Below are 19,264 nucleotides of genomic sequence, written 5' to 3' on the forward strand. Positions count from 1 at the left end.
CTTCACCTTCAATCCGTTCGTCATGGCTACCCACATCCTGCGTCCCACCTGCCTGGCCCTGCTGTTGGTCTGTCTTTGCACCTGCGGCGACCGCCGGCAAAGTCCTCCCGCCTATACCGAGGCGCAAGCGGCAACCGCCGCGTGCCTGCCGGCCACCAACGACCGCGCCTGGTACGAGACCAAACAGAAAGCACCCCTCTTCGACAGTATGGGGGAGCATCACTTTCCCATCACGACCCGGCGGACGCTGGTCCAGCGCTACTTCGACCAGGGCCTCGTACTGGCCTACGGCTTCAACCACGCCGAAGCCGCCCGATCTTTCTACCACGCTACCCGACTGGACCCCGATAGCCCGATGCCGTACTGGGGCTACGCCTACGTGCTGGGGCCGAATTACAACGCCGGCATGGAAACGGACAACTACCCGCGCGCCTATGAGGCCGTCCAACGGGCCAAAGCCCTGGCCCGCCTGCGCGGCACCGAAAAAGAGAAAGCCCTCATCGATGCCCTGGCCACCCGCTACCACCGGGACGCGCCCGAAGACCGCAGTGCACTTGATCAGGCCTACGCAGAGGCCATGCGCAAGGTGGCCGCCCGCTTTCCGGAAGATGCCGATATCCTTGTCCTCTTCGCGGAGTCGCTCATGGACCTGCACCCCTGGGACCTCTGGGACAAGAAGGGCGAACCCCATTCCTGGACCCCGGAAATCCTTGAGACCCTCGACAAGGTACTGGCCATCGCCCCCGACCACCCCGGGGCCAATCACTTTTACATCCACGCAATTGAGGCCAGTCGGACGCCAGAGAAGGGCCTGGCGAGTGCCCGCGCCCTGGACGCCGGTCTGGTGCCGGGGGCCGGGCACCTGGTGCACATGCCCTCCCACATTTATATCCGGACGGGCGATTACCACGCCGGGTCGGTGGCCAACCGTGAGGCCGTGCGGGTCGACAGCAGCTACATCACCGCCTGCCGGGCCCAGGGAGCCTATCCGCTCATCTATCACCCCCACAACTACCACTTCCTGGCCGCTACCGCCACCCTGGAGGGCAAGCCCGACTGGGCCATGGACGCGGCGCTCCGTACCGCCCGCCACGCCGACAACGACCTGATGACGGTGCCGGAACTGGGGATGCTCCAGCACTACTACACCATCCCGGATTACGTGCGGGTCAAGTTCGGCCTCTGGGACGAGATCCTCAACTCGATTGACGTACGCCGCAATCTGACCTACCCCAAGATCATCCGCCACTACGCCCGCGGTATGGCTTACCTGGGCAAGGATGACCCGGCCGCGGCCCGCGAGGAACTGGCCGCCCTGCGCAGGCTGGCCGCCGATGCGTCGCTTGATTCCTTGGTCATCGGGGTCAATACGGCCCGTGCGGTAGCTTCCATTGCCGAAGGAGTGCTGGCCGGAGAACTGGCCGCCGGCGATGGGGACTACGACAGCAGCATCGAATGGCTGGAGAAGGCCGTCGCCGTCGAAGACGCGCTGCACTACATGGAACCCCCCGACTGGTTCTTTTCGGTCCGCCACCACCTTGGCGCGGTGCTGCTGGAAGCCGGTCAATTTGCCGAAGCGGCACGGGTGTACGAGGAGGACCTCCTCACCTTTCCCAGGAATGGCTGGGCGCTCCGTGGCCTGCAGACTGCCTACGAGCGCATGGGCGAGGCCGGTAAGGCCAGGGCCGCGGCAGACCAGTTGGAAAAAGCCTGGGCAACGGCGGATATCGCGCTGACGGCTTCACGCATCCTGTGACCGTTACCCAATTGCCGTTAGCCCATTGGGGACCTGATCCGGTTTCGTACTTTGGGGGCCAGCCGCCCGCGCATCGAAAGGCCATGGTTAGGCCCTGGGGCCCCACCGGGTGCCTCGCGCGACGGCTGAAATTTTAAAGGCCGATCATCAAACGATCCCCCATTCATGGACAAATTTCTCCTGCCGCTTTGCCTCACGCTGGCCCTCCTTGGCACCTTCGCCTGCGGACGATCCACGCCCCCCGAAGCGGTTGCCGGCGTCGCGAGCGTCGAGACCGACTACGGTGAACCCCACCGCCCCCGCTTCCATTTTTCTCCGCCGGCCAATTGGATGAACGACCCCAACGGTATGGTGTATCACGAGGGGGAGTACCACCTGTTTTACCAGTATTATCCAGACAGCACTGTGTGGGGACCCATGCACTGGGGCCACGCCGTAAGCACCGACCTCGTGCATTGGGAACACCTTTCGGTGGCCCTCTATCCCGACTCCCTGGGCTACATCTTCTCGGGCAGCGCCGTAGTGGACCACCGCAACACCAGCGGGCTCGGCAAGGAAGGCGAAGCCCCGCTGGTGGCCATCTACACCTACCACAACGCGGAACGCGAGCGGGCGGGGCATGACGATTACCAATATCAGGCGATCGCCTACAGCCACGATCGTGGCCGCAGCTGGACGAAGTACGCCGGCAACCCCGTCCTGCCGAATAATACGGGTCTGCGCGACTTCCGCGATCCCAAAGTCAGTTGGAGCGAAGCCGCCAACCAGTGGGTAATGACCCTCGCGGCGCAGGACCACATCTCCTTCTACGGTTCGGACAACCTCATCGACTGGGAGCACCTGAGCGATTTCGGAAGCGACCTGGGCAGCCACGGCGGCGTATGGGAATGCCCCGACCTGTTCCGCCTGCCGGTGAAGGATGGCGACGACAGTAAGCACGTCCTGCTGGTAAGCATCAATCCCGGCGCACCCAATGGTGGATCGGGCACCCAGTACTTCGTCGGCAATTTTGACGGCACCACCTTTACCCTGGACCCCGCTTTCGCCTCCGACGTGACGAATGAACGGGGGGTGTGGCTTGACTACGGCCGCGACAACTACGCCGGGGTCACCTGGTCGGACGTTCCTGAATCGGATGGACGGCGACTGTTCCTGGGCTGGATGAGCAACTGGAATTACGCGAATGTAGTCCCCACCGAAACCTGGCGAAGCGCCATGACCGTACCCCGCGTATTGACCCTGCACCAAACGCCGGCCGGATACCGCGTTTTCTCCCAACCCGTTGCGGAACTGGAGACCTTACGGGGGTCGGAGTTTGCCGTAGCGGAAATGGAAGGGAACCAACCCGCCCAGCCTGCCACCGATGAATCCGCGGCACTCGCGTTCCCCGCCCCGGCCTCCGCAGAAGTGAAATTGCGCTACTCAATTGAGCCCGGCAGCCAGGCGCGCTTCGGCCTGGAGCTCCTGAATGAGGATGGGGAGGTGTACCGGATCGGGTACGATGCCGCCAAAGGCCACTACTTCAGCGACCGCCGCGCGGCGGGTGACCACTCCTTCTCCGATGCCTTTACCGGCACCTTCGAGCAGGCACCCCGGATCAGCGATAGTGGGGAACTGAGCATGCACTTGTTGATTGACCGGGCCAGCGTAGAGCTTTTCGCCGACGGGGGAGCTACCGTGGTCACCGAGATCTTCTTCCCATCCACGGATTTTAACCGCATGCGCCTTTTTGCCGAAGGGGAGGGTGTGCGGCTGCTCGATAGCCAGGGATATACCCTGGCCTCGATCTGGCCGGAGGTCAGGTAGCAATCGCAGGAAACGGCAAGGGGCTAGCTGATGACTAGGCAGTCATTGTCAGTAGTCGCCCAAGTGTGTCCACAACCGGAGTTGTAGCATGTGCGGGCGGACGGGCGGGGCGAGAAAATCAGTTTTGCTCCTTCAACCGCTGCATCTTGCGTTCGAGGAAATACCGCCACCCGACCAGGGAAAAGAAGTATAGGCCGGTAACGGGAAGGGTAAGCAGGAGGGTCCAGCGCACCCAGGTGATGTCCCACAGTAAGATGTAGAGAGCGGCAAGACAGAAAGTGCGTAGGAGGAAAAGCGCGTACTTCTTACGCCGGTATTCTGGGGAGAGCATGGTATTCTCACGAGAGGCGTGGTGTTCCTGCATGAATCGTTTACGGAAGTCCTGGAGGTTTGTTTCTGGGTCCAAAGCGTGAAAGTCTGAAAGCGTGTAAAAATGTCGGTTAAACCTAGTATAACAAATTTCAGGTATTTATTTGGGATTGTCAAGCCAAATATATTTTGGTTCCGGCCAGCCACTCACTTAAAATGTCAAAAGTTACAATATCCAGAACAGTAAGGTAGGTTCAGGGGGCGCTGTTCATTGGAGCTGGAGGGATAAGCCGGATGCGGCGGGTAAGCCGTTGGACGGGCTTATCTTCGCGGCCCACCAATTTTTCCCTTGCATGCCCGGCCGCAACAAGCTGCAAAAGTTCGCCGAAGTTCTCAAAATGCCCAACGTTTACGAGAGTTTCGAACCCACGAAACCCGTACTGACGGGGGAGAACGGTGCGATCACCGACCTGCGGGGCCAGTGGGCGGCACAGCACTTCGGCAACGACAACCCGATCACCCTGGAACTGGCCTGCGGCCGGGGCGAATACACCCTGGATCTGGCCCGGCAGTACCCCGACCGCAACTTCATTGGCGTGGACATCAAGGGAGCCCGCATCTGGAGAGGGGCCAAGACCGCCCTCGCCGAAAACCTCGATAATGCCGCCTTCCTGCGCACCCGCATCGAGGTGATCAGCCACTTCTTCGCGCCGCACGAAGTGGAGGAGATCTGGATCACCTTTCCCGACCCCTTCCTCAAAAAAGGCAAGGAAAACCGCCGTCTCACCGCCGCTCAGTTCCTCAAGCAGTACCGCCGCATCCTCCGCCCCGACGGCGTGGTCCACCTGAAGACCGACAGCCGCGAACTCTACGACTGGTCCCTGGAAACCCTCGCCCAACAACCCGCCGTACAGGTAGAATACCACGACCACGACATCTACAGCAAACCCCTCCCCCTTCCGGAGCTCGCCACGGAAACCTACTACGAGCGCATGCATAAGGACCTCGGGAAGACGATTACCTACCTCCGCTTCCGCTTCGGAGAAGGCAATATCATCGGCGGCAAGGGGATGCCTGTTGGGGAATGAATTGGTGAATCAGTGAATTAGTGAATTGGTGGCGGGCATTCGTCCCTCGCTCCGCTCGGGCCGGGGCGTCTCCGTGTCGCATATCTGTGCGTTAGCTACGTGCCCTGAAAGCATTCGCTCAGTGAGGCGTTTACGCGGATTAAGCCTGTGAGGTGGTGAGGTGGTGAATTATAGAATTAGTGAATTGGTGGCGACCATTTGTCCCTCGCTCCGCTCGGGCCGGGGCGTCTCCGTGTCGCATATCTGTGCGTTAGCTACGTGCCCTGAAAGCATTCGCTCAGTGACGCGTTTACGCGGATGAAGCCGGTGGGGTGATGAGTTGGTGAATTACAGAATTAGTGAATTGGTGGCGGGCAATTGTCCCTTGCTCCGCTCGGGCTGGGGCGTCTCCGTGTCGCTTATCTGCGCGCTTCCTGCCTGCCTTGAAAACGTTTGCTCAGTGACTCGCTTACCCGAACGCAGTGAGGGAAGAGTGCAACACCCCCTTCAGTCCTTCACCCCTTCAGTCCTTCACCCCTTGCCCCCTAAACTGAGCAGTAACCTGGCTCGGGCTGGGGCGTCTCCGTGTCGCTTATCTGCGCGCTTCCTGCCTGCCTTGAAAACGTTTGCTCAGTGACTCACCTACCCGAACGCAGTGAGGGAAGAGTGCAACACCCCCTTCAGTCCTTCACCCCTTCAGTCCTTCACCCCTTGCCCCCTAAACTGAGCAGTAACCTGGCTCGGGCGGGGGCGTCTCCGTGTCGCTTACCTTCGCGCTCCCTGCCTGCCTTGAAAACGTTTGCTCAGTGACTCGCTTACCCGAACGCAGTGAGGGAAGAGTGCAACACCCCCTTCAGTCCTTCACCCCTTCAGACCTTCACCCTTTGACCCCCTTCACCCCTTGCCATCTAAAACTGAGCAGTAACCTGCGCCCGTCCCACGTGCACCACTGCCGCTTCTCCCGTCTGCCGACCATCATACAGCAGGTTGAGCTGGAGGTATTCGCCGAGGTTTTGGGTGAGACTCAGGTTCCACAGGAGGTTGCGCCCGGGCTGTAGGCCTTGCAGGAGAGCAAAACCGACGGGGCTGCCCGAACGGCCGTTCGCGAATTCGATCTGTATCCACTGGAAACTGGCATTGATCCAGTTGCGGTAGTTGCCGGCAAATTTGGCTTCCCGCCGCAGGGTGTATTCTCCGTCGCCCGCCGGGAGTACTTTTTCCTCCCGCCCGGCTACCACCGTGGTATTGAAACTGAATTCTCCCGGCTGCCAGTTGATCCCCGGCTCCAGGCGGTTGAAGACAATCTTGTAGTCCTTCTCGTTGAACCGCTCGGAGTCCGATTCCCTTCGTCCGGTGATGCCGGCAGCTTCCAGACTAAGCTGGTCGTTCGGCCGAAAACGGAAGCGCAGTTCCCAGTCTTCGCGCCGACTGCTTTCGTAGCCGGTGGTGAGCACCCTTCGGTTGCGCTGCTCGTCGTTGGACAACTGGATGTCGTAGCGCGGACTGGCCCGGTTGAAGAAGATTCCGTGCCGCCGCCGCACGTTCAGGGCTACGAGGTTGCTGTCGGCTACGGCGAGTTGGAAGGGATTCCAGGGCATGATGTCCTCCGCCTCCTGGGTTTTGCGGTCGATATTGATGGCCGTATTCAGGGCGAAGCGCCTAAGGAAATCCCGGATGCCGTCCGCGCCGCGCCAGATACGGTCCGGATCCCAGTTGAAGCGCTGGTTGATGCTTACGTTGTCGGTGCGGATGAAGTTGTTGTTGAACACGCTCACCCGGATGTAGTCGGCGATATCGGCAAAGGGGGCCAACTCAATCTCGTTGGGCTGGATGCGGCCGTCGTTATTATACAGACTGTCTTGCCAGATATACTGTCCCAAACCGGGCCCAACGTACAGGTACTGGAAGTCCACCCGTGGCTCCTGTCCGCTTCCTACCTGGTAGGTGGTCTGACTGGTAAAGGCCCGTTTCAGCGCATCGGCCCGCAGATCAAGGCGTCCCAAAAAGGTGCTGCTGGGTTTGTCTTCCACCAGGTCCTGGCCGGGCACATCCAGTTCGCGGTAGGTGAAATTTCCCCCCAGCTGCAGGTTGCGGGCGGCCTGGTATTTGCCCTCCGCGCTTACTTCCCGCGCCGAAGTGCTCGCGCGCAGTTCGGTCAGGTCGGGCAGGCGATCGTCGCGCCGGCTGGCACTCAGGGCGAAGCCGTAGCGGTCGTTCGCCGGGGCGGTCAGCCCAAGGGTGTAGCGGTCGTACTGGAACGACAGCGCGGAAAGGGTATCCCCGCCCCCCGGCCGGCGCACGCTTTTTTCCCCGGCGTAGGCCGCCGCCAGTTCCCAGCCGTCCAGGCTTGCGAATTTTTTGCTTAGGCGCAGGCTTGGACGCCGGAAGGTGCCGGTGCTTTCCCGGTCTTCGCTGTTGAGCAGACTGTAGCTGCCGACCGCCTCCCAACCCGCCGTGCGCAGCTGGACCAGACCCTCGTGGCGCCGCCCCTGGTAATCTTCCCCCCGGGTGAACTGCTCGAAATCGTAGTCGAGTCGACCCACCCCCTCCCGCAACAATCCTACGCCACCCCCGACAAGTTGCTCCGTGGCCGCTTCCGGCCTGGTGGTACTCAGGCGGTTGCTCAGGTTCCAGTTGCGGTAAAATTCCGGGGAGCGGTACGGATTGATGAAGGTGAAGGTCTCCTCCACCCATTCGTAGCGCCCGCGGCCGGCCACGGCCCACCCGCTGCTGTCGCTGGTCAGGGCGAGGGTACGGTCCACATCCACCCGCAGGGCGTGCCCGGCGTCGTCTCCGTCGTCGATGTCGCTGAACCGGTTCAGGTCGGATTTGCTCCGGCTGCCCTCCATACGCACGGACCCTTCGCCCGCAAAGCGGTATTCCCCCCCGGCACTGAAAAGCTGTTGCTGCCGCGGCGCTACCAGGTCAATCTCCGGGGCAAAACGACCCAGGGGCCGGCACTCCTCGTCGTACCCCACGAATACGTACACCCGCTCGTTGGCCGGCCGGTCGGGGTCGAGATTGTACGGTCCGCCGCCGCGGCCGCGATCCGTGAAAGTGGCCACGTAGCGTCCGCGCACCGGATCATTGCTGTTGACGAGGTAGGCCTGGGTCACGGCGCAGTCGATGACCGTGTCGAGCAGTTCGTAGGTCGCGCGCAGTTCTTCCCGCCCGCTCAGGGTATCGATGCTGGGCACTACCACGCCGTTCGGATTGTCCCCGGCCAGGCTGAGGGCTTCGCGCTGGGCGGCGGTGAGCCGCAGGTCGCCCGTGGCATTTTTGCTGTCCTGCTGGGAGTAGAGGTTTACATAACCCGAGATCCGCCCCCGGGTGTAATGACTGCTCCCCGCCGTCAGGGTGCGCAGGTAGCGCTGGTCGGCGTATTCGTATTCGACGGTGATGCGGGCGTCGCGGGTAATGAGCCGCCGCGTGGTGAAGGTCAGTTCCGCCAGGTTATAGTCGATCACGTAGTCGGCGTCCAGCCCCCGGACCAGCAACTCGCCGTCCAGGTATACCCGTTCCGTGCCCGCCAGCACGATCAGGAATCGCTGCTCGCCGTCTCCGGTCAGTTTGTAGGGGCCCTGGTTGCCCTCGCCGGGGGTGATGTTTTGGCGGATGAATTGTCCGCGCGCCACGGCGATGCTGGCGCTGTTTTCCCAGCTCCCGCTTCCTTCCTCTCCGTCGCCGGCCACGGTGGTGAAAGTGGCGCCTTCCAGTTTCTTGTAGTAGCGCATGAAGTAGCCGTCCGGGTTGCGCAGTTCGTAATCACCGGCGGTCAGTTGGCTGCGGTCCTTGCGCAACTGGATGAAGATGCGGTCGAATTCCCGCAGTTGCTGGGTGGTCCCCTCCGGCTGCACCGGCAGGTTCTCGTCGGTGATGGCGGCGGCCACCTCGATGCCGTTGCCCAGTTCGCCGTTGAGTTGCAGGTTGAAGGCCGAGTTCAGGACCAGGTCCTGCCGGTTGCCGAAGCTGATGGCCCGACTGAAGCTGCCCCGCGTCTGCACTTTGGTGTCGTTGTCGAGCAGTCCGGCGCGCACGTAAGGGTCGTAGGCACCGATCACCAGTCCGGCTTCCTCCTGCCGCAGCCGTGTCGAGTCCAGCAGGCTTACCCGCTCATCCAGCGCAAAGGGTAGGGCGCGGTAGCGCAGGTGCAAGGAATCGGGAAGCGTAAGGCTGGTCCAGCGCAGGAATCGTCCGCTGAGGATATATTGATCTTCGGAGATCCGTCGCCCATCCAAGGCAAAGACCTGCAGGCTCCCGGGCGCGATGGTCAGGGTATCCACGAGTTGTCCGGCGGGATTGACCGCGATCGTTTTCTCCCGCAGGTTGGACAGCGACCCCTCCTCCTGCGCCGCAAGCACGCCGGCGCCCAGTAAACAGAGGACCAGCCACAATGCTTTTGGGATCACTCGTGGGTAACGCAGGGGCGCGGGCCTGTAGTCTTACCCCGGCCCAGACGTCGGACGTGCCCGGCTCGCCAGACTCTGACACGTCGGACGTGCTCAGCGCTGAAACCGTAGATAGATATAGCATTTCGCCCCTTTTACCGTCCGGAAAGTAGCGTTAATCACCAGTTAGTCGCCTGCCCTGCTTATAAGACGTCGGACGTGGCCTCTCAACAGTGCAGCAAGACGTCCGACGTCCACTAGCAACCCAGCCAAAGGACGTCGGACGTATTAGGTGCCGAAACGCAAGGTTTACAAGGGAATGACGGGGTGTTTCAAGAGTGTAGCGCCACAAAAACGTCGGACGTGCACCTACAACCTACCCAAAGTACGTCGGACGTGTCAGGGCTAGACACCTCAACAAAAGTCCGCCCATTGAACTACCGGTCTGTACGACTATCGTACTAGAACTCAAAGCACCCCCTTGGTACTCGGCAGCCGCATATTGTCCACGTCCCGCCGCTTGGCCATCTTGATGCTTTTGGCGAAGGCTTTGAAGGTGGCTTCGATCTTGTGGTGCTCGTTGTCCCCTTCCACCTTGATGTTGAGGTTGCAGCGCGCACCGTCGGTGAAGGATTTGAAGAAGTGAAAAAACATCTCAGTAGGCATGTCCCCGATCTTTTCGCGGCGGTATTCGCAGTCCCAGACCAGCCAGGGCCGGCCTCCGAAATCGATCCCGACCTGCGCCAGCGCGTCGTCCATCGGAAGGTAGAAGCCGTAGCGTTCGATACCGAGCTTATCGCCGAGGGCCTTGCCGAACACTTCCCCCAGCGCAATGGCGGTATCCTCGATCGTGTGGTGCTCGTCGATGTCGAGGTCGCCCTTCACGCGAATCGTCAGGTCGCAACCGGAATGCCGGCCCAGTTGGTCGAGCATATGGTCGAAAAAGCCGAGTCCGGTATCGATCTCCGTCTTGCCGGTGCCATCCAGGTCGAGGGTGATGTGAATGTCGGTTTCCTTGGTGGTCCGACGCACGGAAGCCGTACGGTTTTCCAGTCGCAGGTGGCGGTAGATGTCTTCCCAGTCGGTGGTGCGCAGGGCGATGGTTTCGTGCAAGCCCGCCAGCGGATCGTCGCTCAGTTCTTCGTTGCCGAGCTCCGGATCGTTGGCCAGCCAGAAGCCGCGCGCCCCCATATTTTTGGCGAGTTGCATGTCGGTGAGGCGGTCCCCGACGACGTAGCTGTTGGCAATATCGTAGCGGTCGTCCTGCAGGTACTTATCCACCAGGCCGGTATTCGGCTTGCGCGTCGGAGCATTGTCCCTGGCGTAGGTGCGGTCGATCAGCTCCTCGATAAATTCAATGCCCTCGGCCGCCAACGCCCGGCGCATAAGTTTGTGAGCGGGCCAGAAAGTGGTTTCGGGATAGGCCTCCGTGCCGAGGCCGTCCTGGTTGGTGATCATCACGAGGCGGTAGTCCAGTTCCCGCACGATGCGGCCCAGCCACCGGAAGATGCCGGGATAAAAGTTGACCTTGTCCACGCTGTCGACCTGGTAGTCGTCGGGCTCGAGGATCAGGGTGCCGTCGCGGTCAAGGAAGAGGAGTTTCTGGGGCATAAGCGTTGCCGCTGGAGGATGATTCTTGGAAATTAGGGTTAACCGAGGGTGCGAAGCGCCGCGATAAGCTGGTCGTTCTCCTCAGGGGTGCCGGCCGTGATGCGCAGGCAGTTGCTGGCGTTCGGCTGGTAGCTCTGGTTGCGGACCACGATACCCTCCGAAAGCAGGTGGTTGTAAACCTTATCGGAGTCCGTGAAGCGCACCAGCAAGAAGTTGGTCACCGACGGAAAGATGTAGTCGACCGTGGACAGCTGACCGAGCTCCCGCTCCAGCCGCCGCCGCTCGCGCTTGAGTAAGTCGACCCGCGCCTCCATCACTTCGGGTTGGGCCAGGGCCTCCAGGGCGGCATTCTTGGTAAGGACATTGATATTGTAGGGCATCTTGATGGCGCGCAGCATCGTGATGATGAACTCGCTGGCGTAGGCCGCTCCGAGCCGCACCCCGGCCATGCCCCAGCCCTTGGATAGCGTCTGGGTGATTATCAGGTTGGGGAACTCGTCCAACCGCGGCAGGAAGCTTTCCTCCGGAATGAAGTCGATGTACGCCTCATCCAGCACCACAATGCCGGGGAAACTGCGAATCAGGTCCTCCACTACGGCGGCTTCCATCAGGTTGCCGCTGGGGTTGTTGGGACTGCAAAGCCAGAGAATTTTGGCCGCGGCGTCCCAGCTGGCCTTGAGTTCGTCGACCGGAATGGTGAAGTCGGGCTTGAGGGTCACCGCCCGGAATTCCACGTCGTTGATGCCGGCGGCCACCTTGTACATGCCGAAGGTCGGGGGCAGCGCCACCACCGCGTCCCGTCCGGGAATACAGAACACCCGCGTTACCTGATCTACAATCTCATCCGATCCGTTGCCGAGGAAAATGCGGTCCGGATGGACGTTTTTGATCCCGGCCAGGGCCTCGCGAATGTCGGTCGACAGCGGCTCCGGGTAGCGGTTCACTCCGGTGTCGAAGGGGCTCTCGTTGGCGTCCAGCAGAACGTCGGCGCGCCCCTTGAACTCCGAGCGGGCGCTGGAGTAGGGCGTGAGATTTAGGATATTGGGGCGTACTAGCCCTTTGATCTTGGCTTCGGTCCAGGTAACGTTTTCGGTGGTGGTCATGATCTTGGTATAGGGCCGGACGCGGTCGCCCGACGGCGGTTAGGTTAGGGTTGGGGCGGTACGGTAATTTCAGTATGCAGGGGTGAGTCGGCCGGCACCACGGGTACAAACACTTCCTCGGTGGCTTCCGGATCGTCCAGCCGGTAGTTGGGGCCCATCCGCTCGAAGTGCGGACGGCTATTGTCAACGGAGTAGCCCGAAGCGGGAAGCCAGGTCCGGAAAAGGTAGTCCAGCGTCCGGCCAAACTCGCTCGCCAGCCCGCGGTGAATACAGTGGGCGTAGATCCCTCCGGGGATCTTGAGCAATTGCAGGCCCTCGGGCAAACTGTCGTCGGCATTGGTCAGGGCCACGGCGGCCCATTCCCGGTACTCTGTATCGGGCTCGAGGCGCAGCGGCTGACCCGCGGTGGGGTACTCCCGAACCGCGTAGCGGTAGGCGTCCGCCCGGGCATTCACTTCCCCGATACGCGGCGCGAAGGCCCGCCACAGGGTAGGGGTATCCAGCGCGGCCAGGGTGGTGAGCTGGGACAGGCCGACCAGGTGAATGGGAGCGAGGTCTTGCAGGGTAACTTCCGTCATGGTACGCGCGGGGCTATTCGGATGGGAGATCGCGCAGACGCAAACTTACCGCATTTCGGTGGGCCCGCAGCTGTTCGGCCTCGGCCATGGTCTCTACGGCGGGGCCAATATTGCGCAGACCGTCGGCCGTGAGCTCCTGAAAGGTGATTTTTTTGACGAAGCTGTCGAGGCTCACGCCGCTGTATTGCCGCGCGTAGCCGTAAGTGGGCAGGGTGTGGTTGGTGCCACTGGCGTAGTCGCCGACGCTCTCCGGGGTGTGGTACCCGAGGAAGATGGAACCGGCGTTGCGGATCTTGACCGCGAATGCCCGGGCGTCGGCCATACTCAGGATCAGGTGCTCGGGGGCGTAGAGGTTGACGTATTCCGCGGCGTCCGACCAATCGGGGAAAACCACCGCCAGACTATTGGCGATGCTCTGCTCGGCCAGCGCGCGTCGGGGCAGCTCGGCGAGTTGTCGCTCGACTTCCTGCCAAACCAGCCCGGCTTTTTCCCGGCTGTCGGTGACGAGCACGACCTGGCTGTCGTGGCCGTGCTCCGCCTGGCTGAGCAGGTCGGCCGCTACGTGCGCATCCTTTGCACCCGCGTCCGCGCAAACAAGAACTTCACTCGGCCCCGCCGGCATATCGATGGCCAGGCCCTGCAGCTGCGCCAATTGCTTGGCGACGGTGACGTAGGCGTTGCCCGGACCGAAAAGTTTGTAGACCTGGGGCACCGACTCGGTACCGTACGTCATGGCCGCGATGGCCTGGGAACCTCCGAGGCGGAAGATCTTCGTGACCCCGCACAACCGGGCAGCGTAAAGAATGGCGGGGTGTATGTTGCCCTCCCGGTCGGGGGGCGAGCACAGCACGATCTCGCGGCAACCCGCCAGTTGCGCCGGGACGGCCAGCATGAGCACCGTACTGAACAAGGGGGCGGTGCCGCCGGGAATGTACAGGCCCACGGAGTCGATGCCGCGGCTCTCCCGCCAGCAACGCACGCCCGGCATGGTTTCGACTTCCTCCACCACCGCTTGCTGGCTGCGGTGGAATTTTTCAATGTTGCGGTAGGCCACCCCGATGGCCCGCTTCAGGTCTTGGGGTACGGCCGCTTCGGCGGCGGCCACCGTGTCGGCGGAAACGGCAAAATCCTCCAGCTCCACGCCGTCGAATCGCGCCGTGTATTCCCGCAGGGCGGCGTCGCCTTCCCGCCTGACCCGGTCCATCACCTCCCGGACCGAAGCCTCAAGCTTGCCCAGGTCGCTGGCGGGGCGTTGTACGAGGGCGGCCCACTCGCCGCGGTTGGGCACTTCGTAGATCTTCATCAGACGATCATTTTGGCGATGGGCACGATCAGGATACCCTCGGCCCCGGCGTCGCGGAGGCGGTCGATGATGTCCCAGAAACGGTCTTCGCTGATCACCGTATGCACGCTCGACCAGCCTTCCTCGGCCAGGGGCAGGACGGTAGGTGAGCGCATACCGGGCAGCATCTTGATCACTTCCTTGATGCTGCGGTTGGGCACGTTCATGAGGAGGTACTTCTGGTTGCGTGCGGCGAGTACCGATTTGATGCGGAAGACGAGTTTCTCCAGAATGGCGCGACGGTCGGCGTCGATGCGCGGACTGGCCGCGATGACGGCCTCGGATTGAAGGATGATGTCCTGCTCCTCCAGGCCATTCTTGAAGAGGGTACTGCCCGTCGAAACGAGGTCGCAGATGGCGTCGGCCAGTCCGATGTTCGGCGCAATTTCCACCGAGCCGCTGATCTCGTGAATCTCGGCCTCGATCCCCTTGTCTTTCAGAAACGCCCGCAGGCTGTTTGGGTAGCTGGTGGCGATGCGGCGGCCGTTGAGGCTCTCGGGGCCGGTGTAGCGGCTGCCGCGGGGGGTGGCCAGGCTGAGTCGGCACTTCGAGAAGCCCAGTTTCTGTACCACTTCGGCGTCCTTCTGCTTTTCGATCAGGGTATTCTCGCCGATGATGCCGATGTCGGCTACGCCGTCCTGGATGTACTGCGGGATATCGCTGTTGCGTAGGTAAAGGATCTCGGCGTTGAAGTTGCGGGCGGGTGCCTTGAGCTGGTCGCGGCCGTTGTCGATCTTGATGCCGCATTCCTTCAGGAGCTGGATGGACTCATCAAGGAGGCGGCCGGATTTCTGTACGGCAATTCTGAGGGGGGGAGTAGACATTTCGATTCGGGGTAAAATACAAAGAGGCCCACCGGACTTTCCGGCGGACCTCTGAGCAATAGGTTTGGGGAGTATAAAGTTTACCGCACCACCTGGTCGCTCGCCGACGGGCAAGGAAGACAAAGATGATGATGGTGAACTCCAAGGATCATGTGGTGTGGGGCGGAATCGAACCGCCGACACATGGATTTTCAGTCCATTGCTCTACCAACTGAGCTACCGCACCGATTTGCCGTAAATCCGGGCGTTCCCGGGTAAGGCGGTCGCAAAGGTAATTATAAGCTTGGAAACCTTGCAAGCGGATGCAGGAAAAGTTTGCGGACCAACTCACCGCGTCCGCGGCCGCATGCCCGGCTTGTACTCGCTGCCAAAGCCGGAGTTATTGGGCTCGTACGGCCCGGCGAAGTCCGCGTTCACGCCACCGGCCGGAATGTCCGCCTCACGCCCGAGCGCCCAATAGATGCCGTTTAGCGCGAGCTTGCGCATCGACTCCTCCCGGAAATCATACGGGTGACCCAGGGTAGTGAAGAAGACCCGGGCGGGCTTCCCACTCTCGCCGGTGTAGGTTTTTGTCCAGGCTACCGGATTGTCCAGCGGGAACTGGTCCAGTTTACCGTCCGCCTCGTGTTGCGACCGCAGGCTATGGCCCATCAGCAGGGGCGCACTGTCTCCGCTCAGTTTCCATTCGCCGCCGTCGACGTGGTACAGCCAGGAATAGGCCTGGAAGGGTTGCACGCCGTTCAGGATAGGGCTGTCGCGGCGTTCGTCGACCAGGCTCACCTCGGTGAGCCGCCCGTGCCCGTCGGCAAAGTGGCCATGGTGGGTGATCCACTGCTGGCCGAATACCCGCGCGGGCCACTCGTCGTTCAGCACCATGAGGGCACTGTCGCGGGGCTCGGTGTAGCGGAAGGAGTGGGTGGCCGTACGGAATCCCACGATGGGCCGGCCGCTTTCGGCGTAGTCGGTGATCTTGCGGGCCATGTCGGCGGGCAGCTGCCGGAACCGCAGGAAAACCACCATGAGGTCGGCGTCCTCCAGTTCGTCGAGCGCGCTGACGTGGTAGAGGTTGTTGGGGTCGATCACGCCGTTGCTGTCCAGGGAGTACCCCACCACCGTTTCGGCCCCCAGCTCACGCTCGAGGATGTCGGCGAGCATGGGCATGGATTCCTCCGAGCGGTACTCTTCGTCGCCGGTGAGGAAGACGATCTTCGGGGGGGCGGTGTCCGCGGCGGCGGCCGGTGTCCCGTTTTCCTGGGGGGCGGGTCCGCAGGTGCAAAGGAAAGTGGCCAGGAGCAGGGCCAGCAGGTTTCTTATCATCGGTATTTCCACGTTATTTCTTTACTTCTTCGGGGAAGGGGTGCTCCTCCAGCAGTTCCGCGGCGCGGTACATGCCCTTACGCCCCGCAGTGGCGGTGCGCACGGCGGCGATGTCTTCCGCCTTGATCATGGGTGCCTCGTTGCCGAAGGCGTTGCGTACGTACGTCAGCACGGCTGCCATCTCCTCGTCGTTCATCAGTCCGCCGTAGGCGGTCATGGGCACCTGGCCGTTGTACATCTTGCCGTTCACTTCCATGGGACCGTAGAGGCCGTGCATGACCAGTTTGATCAGCCGTTCCTTTGAGCCGGTCACCCAGGGGGATCCCGCCAGGGGCGGGTAGCCCGTCGCGGCCAGCCCCCGCCCGTCTTGCTGGTGACAGGTACCGCAGTAGCCCTCCTGCTCGAATAGTTCGGCACCGAGGGCATAGGCTCGCCCGATCGGACTATCCGGCGCTTCGGCAATATTGGCGGCGGGGGCGATGTACGCCTTGTTGGCCAGGTGGGCGCGCGCATTGAGTAGCACCTCCCGACCGAGTTCGTCCAGTTCCTGCCGCTCGGCTTCGGCAAGGATCGTTTCACCTTCTTCCCTGGGCAGCCAGCTGGCGGCGGTCATGGCCTCCATCCGCACGCGGGGGTGGGGGTCGGCGGCAAAGGCGGCGAGGCGCCGGGTCTCGTCCTCCAGTTGGTGGCCCATGTAGCGGACCACCCGGGCTGCGGCGGCCCGCAGTCGGAAGTCGTCCGACCGGCTGGCCGCGTCCAAGATCTCCCGGTCAATGGCGTTCGCCCCCCAGGTCACGAACAGGGCTTCGCGCAGGAAGTCGGGGTACTTTTCGTCCTGCCGGTCCAGGGCCTTCGCCCACTGCCCGACGGCCGTCATCACCTTCGCCGGATCGCGCTCGCGCAACACGCGGCGGCTCCGGTAGCGTGTCCGGTACTCGGGTTCCTTCAGGTTGTCAAGCAGCTCGGGGATGCTAGCCTCGGCCACTTTCGGTTCCGGTACCAGCGGCCGGCCGGGGTAGGTGATGCGGTAGATGCGCCCGTGGACGTGGTCTCGCAGGGGGTCGCGCGCGTTGTGTTGCATGTGACCCACGAGCACGTTGTGCCAGTCTACCAGATAGAGACTGCCGTCGGGGGCGAATTCCATGTCTACCGGACGGAAATTGGGGTCGGTGCTCGTGAGCAAATCCTGCCGCCAGCGGGTATCGAAGCCCGCGCCCTGGTCGAAGACCCGGTGCTGCTTGGTACCCAGGAATCCGATCGTGTTGTTGATCAGGAGGTCGCCCTGCATCTCCTCGGGAAAGTGCCGGCTGGAAATGATTTCCAGGCCGGAGGTAGGCCGCACCCGGTGCTCTGGCTCGATGAGGTCGGGAGCCATGGGGTTCTGTACCCCGTAGAGGTCCTTGATGGTCGAAGGCAGCATCCACTGCACCCGCGGACCACTGGTGTGGGCGAAGATGGGCTGCCCCCAGGCGTCGAAGATGATGCCCCAGGGGTTGGGGATGGAAATTTGGGCTGTGCGCTCCAGGTGCCGCCGCGCGGGATTGAAGCGGTAGAAACCGCCGTTGGTGGCGCGTACCGGACCGTAGGGGGTCTCTACGTTGGTGTGTAGGAAAACGCCTTCGCCCATGTAAATGCCGCCCCCCGGGTCGGCCTCGTAGGCGCTGATGTTGTGGTGGGTGTCGTGGTCGTCGAAGCCGCTCATAATAGTCTCGCGGTAATCGGCCCGGTCGTCTCCGTCGGTATCCTTTAAAAAGACGAGGTCCGTGCCCTGCGACACGTACACGCCGCCATTGGCAAATTCAAAGCCTACGGGCAGGTGCAGGCTGTCGGCCCAGACCTTGAGTTCATCCGCCCGGCCGTCGGCGTCGGTGTCTTCCAGGATGACGAGTTTGTCATTGGGCAGGTCGTCGCCCGGCTTGTAGTGGGGATAGCTGGGCATCAGGCTAACCCAGAGCCGTCCGCGGTCGTCCCAGTTCATCTGGCAGGGGTTGGCCAGTTCGGGGAATTCCCGCTCGGAGGCGAACAGCTCGATTTGGAAGCCCGGCGCCGTAGTGAATGTAGCCAGGGCGTCGGCGCCATAGAGGTACTCCACCGAGTCGGCGGGCTCCACCGCGTAGTTGGTCTGTACGGGGGGCAACGGACGGGTCTCGGCGTCGGCTCGTGCCAGGTCGTAGTCCTCCCCCCGCAGGTAGGCGTGGATGGCCGCGTCGCGGTTCGCGGTCAACTGCTTCACCTTTTCCTTTTCGTAGGGGTAGTTGTCGGGGCCGTAAGGGTTGTACCGCCGCCCGTAGGCGTGCACGCCGTTGGGCATCTTGTAATCGAGCAGCCAAAAGTGATTCTTTTCCTTGACGCGGGCCAGCAGTTCGGGATCCTCGGCCGGCGGCGAGGAGCCGAACAGGCGTTCGGCCAGGTGATCGGCCAGGCGCCGGTAGCCGGCATCGTTGAGGGAGATGCCGTCGGTAGTCAGCCGCGTTCCTTCTTGCATCCAGTCCTGCGACACGGAGAACAGGTCCACGAACGGCACCCCGTTCTCGGCAGCGATGTCCGCCATGGCGCGGGTATAGCGGGCCAGGTTTTCATTTTCCGCGACTCCATCGGGCAGGCCGAGTTCGCTGGAGTTCTCATAGGCGAGGGGTGAGACCAGCACCAGCTGTGGGGCGCTTTCCCCGTTGTAGCGTTGCTGCGCCGAATAGCGCAGGAAGCTGTCCAGTTCCAAAGCAAAGTTGGTCAGGCCCGCAGGCCCGCCGTAGCTCTCGTTCAGTCCGAAAAAGGCGATGATCACGTCGGCGTTCAGGGAATCCAGCCACTCGTCTTCGGTCGGGAAGAAACCCTCACTGCCGCTGTCGCGGCTTACGTCCGGATTAAAGGCCTCGGCACCGGGGAAGGCCCAGGGCGAATTGCGGCTGGCGTGGGGCCGGAAGCCGGCCGTGTTACCGGGGTCGCAGAGGTTGCGTACCGTCAGTCGGGCCTCGGGATAAATTTGGTAGAGGCTGGTCTCAAAGTGACCGAACTCCGACATCCGGCTGCAGAGGTTATTGCCAATCAGGACGATGCGGTCCTCCGGCTGCAGTTTCAGGAGCCCCTCGTCGGCGGAGGAACAACCCGCCAGCACCAGGGCCAGCAGGGAAAGGAATAGGTATTTTGCCACGATCGATCTTTGGTC

12 protein-coding genes and 1 tRNA gene are annotated in these 19,264 nt (G+C 62.3%); 3 read left to right on the forward strand and 10 right to left on the reverse strand.

Going from position 1 to position 19,264, the window contains the following annotated elements:
• The first annotated feature begins 22 nt into the window (after positions 1 to 22).
• The gene (locus E4021_RS12005; RefSeq protein WP_211097009.1) at positions 23 to 1,756 is read left to right on the forward strand and encodes a tetratricopeptide repeat protein; all 1,734 of its coding nucleotides are present in this window, start codon (positions 23 to 25) and stop codon (positions 1,754 to 1,756) included.
• A gap of 165 nt (positions 1,757 to 1,921) precedes the next feature.
• Positions 1,922 to 3,562, forward strand: coding sequence for a glycoside hydrolase family 32 protein (locus E4021_RS12010; RefSeq protein WP_136459601.1), 1,641 nt, complete (start codon positions 1,922 to 1,924; stop codon positions 3,560 to 3,562).
• 118 nt (positions 3,563 to 3,680) lie between these two features.
• On the opposite strand, the gene E4021_RS12015 is transcribed toward E4021_RS12010, so the two are convergent.
• Positions 3,681 to 3,968 carry a hypothetical protein gene (locus E4021_RS12015; RefSeq protein WP_136459602.1) on the reverse strand — a complete coding sequence of 96 codons (288 nt, stop codon included), beginning with the start codon at positions 3,966 to 3,968 and terminating at the stop codon, positions 3,681 to 3,683.
• A gap of 256 nt (positions 3,969 to 4,224) precedes the next feature.
• On the opposite strand from E4021_RS12015, the gene trmB reads away from it, so the two are divergent.
• Positions 4,225 to 4,959: a tRNA (guanosine(46)-N7)-methyltransferase TrmB gene (gene trmB / locus E4021_RS12020; RefSeq protein WP_136459603.1), complete on the forward strand. Its 735-nt coding sequence runs from the start codon at positions 4,225 to 4,227 to the stop codon at positions 4,957 to 4,959.
• Positions 4,960 to 5,846: 887 nt separating this feature from the next.
• Here the strand turns inward: trmB and E4021_RS12025 are convergent.
• From E4021_RS12025 to E4021_RS12065, 9 genes are all read right to left on the reverse strand, one after another.
• Positions 5,847 to 9,347, reverse strand: coding sequence for a hypothetical protein (locus E4021_RS12025; protein WP_136459604.1), 3,501 nt, complete (start codon positions 9,345 to 9,347; stop codon positions 5,847 to 5,849).
• Positions 9,348 to 9,794: 447 nt separating this feature from the next.
• Entirely contained in the window at positions 9,795 to 10,937 is a 1,143-nt protein-coding gene (hisB, locus tag E4021_RS12030; protein ID WP_136459605.1) for a bifunctional histidinol-phosphatase/imidazoleglycerol-phosphate dehydratase HisB, read from the reverse strand.
• A gap of 38 nt (positions 10,938 to 10,975) precedes the next feature.
• Positions 10,976 to 12,040: a histidinol-phosphate transaminase gene (gene hisC / locus E4021_RS12035; RefSeq protein ID WP_136459606.1), complete on the reverse strand. Its 1,065-nt coding sequence runs from the start codon at positions 12,038 to 12,040 to the stop codon at positions 10,976 to 10,978.
• 44 nt (positions 12,041 to 12,084) lie between these two features.
• Positions 12,085 to 12,618: a GyrI-like domain-containing protein gene (locus E4021_RS12040; RefSeq protein ID WP_136459607.1), complete on the reverse strand. Its 534-nt coding sequence runs from the start codon at positions 12,616 to 12,618 to the stop codon at positions 12,085 to 12,087.
• A 13-nt stretch (positions 12,619 to 12,631) separates the two neighbouring features.
• Complete coding sequence (gene hisD, locus E4021_RS12045) at positions 12,632 to 13,921, reverse strand: histidinol dehydrogenase (protein ID WP_136459608.1); 1,290 nt, start codon at positions 13,919 to 13,921, stop codon at positions 12,632 to 12,634.
• A complete protein-coding gene (gene hisG, locus E4021_RS12050; RefSeq protein ID WP_136459609.1) occupies positions 13,921 to 14,784 on the reverse strand; it encodes an ATP phosphoribosyltransferase in 864 nt (287 codons plus the stop codon). Before hisG ends, hisD begins: the two co-directional genes overlap by 1 nt.
• Positions 14,785 to 14,937: 153 nt before the next feature.
• Positions 14,938 to 15,010, reverse strand: a tRNA-Phe gene (locus tag E4021_RS12055).
• A 101-nt stretch (positions 15,011 to 15,111) separates the two neighbouring features.
• Positions 15,112 to 16,101 carry a ThuA domain-containing protein gene (locus E4021_RS12060; protein WP_136459610.1) on the reverse strand — a complete coding sequence of 330 codons (990 nt, stop codon included), beginning with the start codon at positions 16,099 to 16,101 and terminating at the stop codon, positions 15,112 to 15,114.
• 13 nt (positions 16,102 to 16,114) lie between these two features.
• A complete protein-coding gene (locus E4021_RS12065) occupies positions 16,115 to 19,249 on the reverse strand; it encodes a PVC-type heme-binding CxxCH protein (protein WP_211097010.1) in 3,135 nt (1,044 codons plus the stop codon).
• Positions 19,250 to 19,264: the final 15 nt, after the last annotated feature.

It is taken from the genome of Neolewinella litorea, from assembly GCF_004803465.1.
Classification (GTDB): Bacteria; Bacteroidota; Bacteroidia; order Chitinophagales; family Saprospiraceae; genus Neolewinella; species Neolewinella litorea.

Bases quoted from the DNA above. Each gene is read 5' to 3' on its own strand.
- E4021_RS12060 (WP_136459610.1), bottom strand. From the start codon at position 16,101: ATGATAAGAAACCTGCTGGCCCTGCTCCTGGCCACTTTCCTTTGCACC.
- hisG (WP_136459609.1), bottom strand. From the start codon at position 14,784: ATGTCTACTCCCCCCCTCAGAATTGCCGTACAGAAATCCGGCCGCCTC.
- hisB (WP_136459605.1), bottom strand. From the start codon at position 10,937: ATGCCCCAGAAACTCCTCTTCCTTGACCGCGACGGCACCCTGATCCTC.
- trmB (WP_136459603.1), top strand. From the start codon at position 4,225: ATGCCCGGCCGCAACAAGCTGCAAAAGTTCGCCGAAGTTCTCAAAATG.
- hisD (WP_136459608.1), bottom strand. From the start codon at position 13,921: ATGAAGATCTACGAAGTGCCCAACCGCGGCGAGTGGGCCGCCCTCGTA.
- E4021_RS12005 (WP_211097009.1), top strand. From the start codon at position 23: ATGGCTACCCACATCCTGCGTCCCACCTGCCTGGCCCTGCTGTTGGTC.
- E4021_RS12040 (WP_136459607.1), bottom strand. From the start codon at position 12,618: ATGACGGAAGTTACCCTGCAAGACCTCGCTCCCATTCACCTGGTCGGC.
- hisC (WP_136459606.1), bottom strand. From the start codon at position 12,040: ATGACCACCACCGAAAACGTTACCTGGACCGAAGCCAAGATCAAAGGG.
- E4021_RS12010 (WP_136459601.1), top strand. From the start codon at position 1,922: ATGGACAAATTTCTCCTGCCGCTTTGCCTCACGCTGGCCCTCCTTGGC.